Here is a 5666-nt window from a genome sequence, read left to right on the forward strand (position 1 = left end):
GCCCCGCCCCGCCGTCCGACGGCCGAGCACACGTGCGGGACGCCCGGCCGCCCGGCGCCTACCCGGCCGCCGCACCCCGGTCGCACGCCTGGCCCCGCAGCGCCCGCGCCAGGTCGTCCCGCGCCTCCAGCACCAGCCGCCGCAGCGCCGGAGCCGCACCCTCGTGCCCGGCCAGCCAGGCGTCGGTCGCGTCGAGGGTGGCCTGGTCGTCCTGGAGCCCCGGGAACAGCCCCGAGACCACGTCCATCCCGATCTGGATGGACCGCTCGGCCCACACCCGCTCGATCGCCTCGAAGTACTTCCGCGCGTACGGAGCGATCAACTCCCGCTGCCCCGGCTGCACGAAGCCGTCGATCGTGGCCACCACCAGCGCGTTGGACAGGGCGTCGGACTCGACGACCGCCGCCCACGCCTGCGCCTTGACGGCGGCCGAAGGACGCGACGCGAGGCACCGCACCTGGTGCCGCTTGCCCGACGCCGTGTCGTCCCGCGCCAGCTCCGCGTTGATCACCTCGTCGCCGGCGACGCCGTGCGCCGCGAGCGGTCCGAGGAACGCCCAGCGCAACTCCTGGTCGACCTCGAGACCGTCGATCTTGGCCGTGCCCTCCAGCAGCCCCTGGAGGAGCTGGAAGTCCGAGGCCCGGCACGCCGTCGCCGCGAAGAACCGCGCCCACGTCAGCTGGTGCTCACTGCCCGGATCCGCGATCCGCAGCTCCCGCAGCGCGCCGTCCGCGAGCGCCTGGCCGCCCTGCTCGCGCCACTCGGGCGCCGCGTAGTGCGTCAGCGCGGACCGCGTCCAGGCGTGCAGCATCTGGAGCACGCCGATGTCCGTCTCGCGCCCCGCGAACCGCAGGACGAGGTCGACGAAGTCCCGCGCCGGCATCAGCGCGTCCCGCGTCAGGTTCCACAGCGCCGACCAGCACAGCGCGCGCGCCAGCGGGTCGGTCAGTTCGCCGAGGTGGGCGCGCAGCGTGGCCAGCGACTCCGCGTCGAAGCGGATCTTGCAGTACGTCAGGTCGTCGTCGTTGACGAGCACCAGGTCCGGCTTCTCGCTGCCCGCGAGCTCCGCCACGACCGTGCGCGGCCCGGCCACGTCCACCTCCGCCCGCGCGTACCGCACGAGCGCGCCGCCGGTCTCCTCGCGCCGGTACAGCCCGACGGCCACCCGGTGCGGCCGCAGCTCGGGGTGCGACCGCGCGCTCTCCTGGAACACCGCCAGCTCGGTGATCCGCCCCGCCGCGTCGTACACCACCTGCGGCGTCAGCGAGTTGACCCCGGCCGTCTGGAGCCACGCCCGCGACCAGGAGGCGAGATCCCGCCCCGAGGTCTCCTCCAGGACCGCCAGCAGGTCCTCCAGCCGGGTGTTGCCGTACGCGTGGCGCTTGAAGTACCGCCGCGCGCCCTCCATGAAGGCGTCCTTGCCGACGTACGCGACGAGCTGCTTCAGCACGGACGCGCCCTTGGCGTACGTGATCCCGTCGAAGTTGAGCTTCGCGTCCTCCAGGTCGCGGATGTCGGCCGTGATCGGATGCGTCGAGGGAAGCTGGTCGGCCCGGTACGCCCACGCCTTGCGGTTGTTCGCGAAGGTGACCCATCCGTTGGTGAAGCGGGTCGCCTCCACCATCGAGTACGACCCCATGAAGTCGGCGAAGGACTCCTTGAGCCACAGGTCGTCCCACCACCGCATGGTGACCAGGTCGCCGAACCACATGTGCGCCATCTCGTGCAGGATGACGTTGGCCCGCCGCTCGTACGACGCCTGCGTGACGTTCCCGCGGAAGATGTACTCCTCGCGGAAGGTCACACAGCCCGGGTTCTCCATGGCGCCGATGTTGTACTCCGGCACGAAGGCCTGGTCGTACTTGCCGAAGGGGTACGGGAAGTCGAAGTTGTCGTGGAAGAAGTCGAGCCCCTGCTTGGTGACCGTGAAGATGTCGTCCGCGTCGAAGTGCCGCGCCAGCCCCTTGCGGCACAGGGCGCCGAGCGGGATCTCGATCTCCGTACCGTCGCCGAGGGTCCGCCGGTAGAGATCGCTCTCGTAGTGGTACGGGCCCGCGACGAAGGCGGTGATGTACGTGGAGATGGGCTCGGTCTCCCGGAAACGCCACACCTTCGCGTCGCCGTCCCCCTCGCTCACCGCCTCGCTGACCCCGTTGCTCCACACCGTCCACGCGGCGGGGGCGGTCACCTCGAACCGGAAGGGCGCCTTCAGGTCCGGCTGTTCGAAGGTGGCGAAGACGCGCCGCGCGTCGGCCGGCTCGTACTGCGTGTACAGGTAGACCTCGCCGTCCTCCGGGTCGACGAAGCGGTGCATGCCCTCGCCGGTGCGGCTGTACGCACACTGCGCGTCCACCACCAGCACGTTCTCCTCGCGCAGCCCGGCCAGCGCGACCCGGCTGCCGTCGAAGACGGCGGCGGGGTCCAGCGTCTCGCCGTTGAGCGTGACGGCCGTCACGGACGGTGCGAGCAGGTCCACGAAGGTGCCGGCGCCGGGCCGCGAGCACCGGAAGCGAAGGGTGGTCACGGAGCGGAACGTCCGCGGCTCCTCCCCGCCGTCCCGGGGCTCGCCGACCGCCGATCGCAGGTCGAGGGCCACTTCGTACCCGTCGACGGACAGCAGCTCGGCCCGCTCACGGGCCTCGTCGCGGGACAGATTCTCACCGGGCACGGGCACTCCTTCGTGTCTCGTTCGAACATCACGATCCTCCCACGCGGCAGTGACAGGGGAAGTGCGGGAATGCCTCCGGTGGCCGGTTGCGTTGCCTCGGACAGACCGCGAGCCCGTGTGCCGATGAGGAGAGACATGCCCGAGAACCTTGAGACCGCCCAGGCCCTCGTGACGCCCCAGCGGACCGCGAGCCCCGAGGAGTCCACGAGCGGCAGGACCACGGCGGACTTCTGGTTCGACCCGCTGTGCCCGTGGGCCTGGATGACCTCCCGCTGGATGCTGGAGGTGCAGAAGGTCCGTGACGTGGAGGTCCGCTGGCACGTCATGAGCCTGGCCGTGCTGAACGAGGACAAGCTGGACGAGCTTCCGGAGCAGTACCGCGAGCTGCTCGGCCCGAAGGGCTGGCGCCCGGTGCGCGTGGTGACGGCGGCCCGTGAGCTGCACGGCGACGACGTCGTCGGCCCGCTCTACACGGCGCTCGGCACCCGCTTCCACAACAAGGGCGAGGGCGCGACCCTGGAGGCGATCGCGGGCGCCCTGGCGGACGCGGGCCTTCCGGCCGAGCTGATCGAGTACGCCGACAAGGACACGTACGACGCCGAGGTGCGCGCCTCGCACAAGGTGGGCATCGACAAGGTCGGCCAGGAGGTCGGCACCCCGGTCATCTCCGTCCCCGGCGCCGACGGCGGCGAGGTCGCCTTCTTCGGCCCGGTGGTCACCCCGGCCCCGAAGGGCGAAGAGGCGGCGCGGCTGTGGGACGGCACGCTGATGGTCGCGTCGATCCCCGGCTTCTACGAGATCAAGCGCACGCGCACGCAGGGCCCGGTCTTCGACTGACCCCGGACGCAGCCGGCCCCCGCGAGTCACGTCCTCGCGGGGGCCGGCCTTTCTTCCGCCTGCAGGTGAAGGTTGAGAAGACGATCACGAGCAGGACGTCGTCGCGCGCCTACGGCGCCAGCAGCAGGTTGAACCCGCGCTCCTTGGCAGCGGCGTAACGCTTCGCCACGTCCTGCCAGTTGACGACCTTCCACATCGCCTCGATGAAGTCCACCTTCTGGTTCTTGTACTGCAGGTAGAAGGCGTGCTCCCAGGCGTCGAAGACCAGGATCGGGACGGAACCCTGGCCCACGTTGCCCTGGTGGTCGTAGATCTGCTCGACGATCAGGCGGCCGCTGACCGGCTCGTACGCGAGCACGCCCCAGCCGGAGCCCTGGGTCGTCGCGGAGGCCTTGGTCAGCTGGGCCTTGAACTTTTCGAAGGAGCCGAAGGACTCGGCGATCGCGTCCGCGAGGTCCCCGACGCCGTCCTTCTCCAGCGGCTCGCCGCCACCGTCGCCGGTCATGTTGTGCCAGTAGATGGAGTGCAGGATGTGGCCGGAGAGGTGGAACGCGAGGTTCTTCTCCAGGCCGTTGATCGTTCCCCACGCCTCCTTGTCGCGCGCCTCTTCCAGCTGCTCAAGGGTGTCGTTCGCGCCCTTCACATAGGCCGCGTGGTGCTTGTCGTGGTGCAGCTCGATGATCTGCGGGTTGATGACGGGTTCCAGCGCCGCGTAGTCGTACGGAAGTTCAGGAAGTGTGTAAATGGCCATGTCCGAGCCCTCCGACTGCTTATTGCGACCGATACGCAAGTGCAGATTAGCAGCAGAAGGGCTCGTAAAGGATCACACCGCGCTCGTCCTTCGGTCCTAGGACCCGGCGCCCCTCGCGGCGACGGCGAGGTCGGGGAAGTCGGTCACCACCGCGTCGACCCCCATCCCGTAGTGCAGGGCGTACTCCGCGAAGGCGTCGCCGAAGTCGTTGGGCGCGGTGCCGCGCCGGAACCGCGCGGGCAGGAACTGGTTCTCGCAGCGGAAGGTGTACGCCCCCACTCTCAGCCCCGCCGCGTGCGCGTCCGCGAGCAGCGGCGACGGCGCCACGAGCGACGACTTGTCCGGGCCGATCCAGTCGGCGTACTCCGCGATCCGGGCCAGGCCGGCGGGCGTCATCATCTCCTGGTACGTCTGCGGGTGGCCGTACGGGCCGCCGGTGGTCCCCAGCGCCTGCCACAGCGGCAGCCGCAGCCGGGCCTCCGCGACGCGGGTCAGGCTCGACGGCTCGAAGGACTGGACGACGCACTCGTGCCCGCGCAGCCGGTTGCGCCGGACGACGGCGACGAGCTCCGGTTCGAGGGGCAGGCCGATGGAACGGAAGTAACTGGGGTGCTTCGTCTCCGGGAACACCGCGATCGTGCGCCCGTACCGCTTCGACAGCTTCCTCGCCAGGTCCACCACCTCCTGAAACGTCATCACCTCCAGGCGTCCGTCGAACACGGTGTTCCGGTTCCTCACCAGCGGCAGCCGCTCGACGGCGCGCAGGGTCTTCAGCTCGGCGAGCGTGAAGTCCTCGGTGAACCACCCGGTGACCGGGCGCCCGTCCACGGTCTTCGTCGTACGCCGCGAAGCGAACTCGGGGTGCTGCGCGACGTCCGTCGTCCCGGAGATCTCGTTCTCGTGCCGCACGACGAGGACGTGGTCCTTGGTCGGGACGAGATCGGGCTCGATCCAGTCGGCGCCGGTTTGGACTGCGTGGGTGTACGAGGCGACGGTGTGCTCGGGGCGCCAGCCGGCCGCGCCCCGGTGTCCGACGACCACGGGCCCTTCGCGCCGCCGCGGCTCGGCGGCGGCCGCGGCGGGGGCCGCGGCGGCGGTGGCGGCGGCCCCGGCGGCGAGCAGTACGGAGCGGCGCCTGGGCTGTGATGCGGGCATACGAGTCTCCCTGGGAAGAGGTCTGGGGGCCGCACGCCGGGCAGCCCTCCACGAGAAGCGCCACCGGACGGGGCCGGATTGCCCCGCCGAGCCGGAAACGGTGCCGGAGGGGGCGTGTCGGGGTGCTCCCCGCAGGGCGTCGAACGCAACACGCCCGCATGCAAGGAACCGTGCCCGAACGTTCGGCGCCCGAGGAGACGCCCCGGCGCGGCACCGCCCCCGAAGCCCGCGCACCCGTCGCAGCCGCAGCACTCC

4 protein-coding genes are annotated in these 5666 nt (G+C 71.0%); 1 reads left to right on the plus strand and 3 read right to left on the minus strand.

What is annotated here, in order from left to right; translation table 11 throughout:
* Positions 1–58: 58 nt before the first annotated feature.
* Positions 59–2668 carry an aminopeptidase N gene (gene pepN, locus E2E34_RS30395; RefSeq protein ID WP_138905081.1) on the minus strand — a complete coding sequence of 870 codons (2610 nt, stop codon included), beginning with the start codon at positions 2666–2668 and terminating at the stop codon, positions 59–61.
* Positions 2669–2803: 135 nt separating this feature from the next.
* On the opposite strand from pepN, the gene E2E34_RS30400 reads away from it, so the two are divergent.
* The gene (locus tag E2E34_RS30400; RefSeq protein ID WP_138905082.1) at positions 2804–3505 is read left to right on the plus strand and encodes a mycothiol-dependent nitroreductase Rv2466c family protein; all 702 of its coding nucleotides are present in this window, start codon (positions 2804–2806) and stop codon (positions 3503–3505) included.
* A 109-nt stretch (positions 3506–3614) separates the two neighbouring features.
* On the opposite strand, the gene E2E34_RS30405 is transcribed toward E2E34_RS30400, so the two are convergent.
* Both E2E34_RS30405 and E2E34_RS30410 read right to left on the minus strand, forming a co-directional pair.
* Positions 3615–4256, minus strand: coding sequence for a superoxide dismutase (locus tag E2E34_RS30405; protein ID WP_138905083.1), 642 nt, complete (start codon positions 4254–4256; stop codon positions 3615–3617).
* 96 nt (positions 4257–4352) lie between these two features.
* A complete protein-coding gene (locus E2E34_RS30410) occupies positions 4353–5411 on the minus strand; it encodes a glycerophosphodiester phosphodiesterase family protein (protein WP_138905084.1) in 1059 nt (352 codons plus the stop codon).
* Between the last annotated feature and the right edge of the window lie 255 nt (positions 5412–5666).

The sequence above is a fragment of the Streptomyces albidochromogenes genome (assembly GCF_005981925.1).
In the GTDB taxonomy this organism is placed as follows: domain Bacteria; phylum Actinomycetota; class Actinomycetes; order Streptomycetales; family Streptomycetaceae; genus Streptomyces; species Streptomyces albidochromogenes.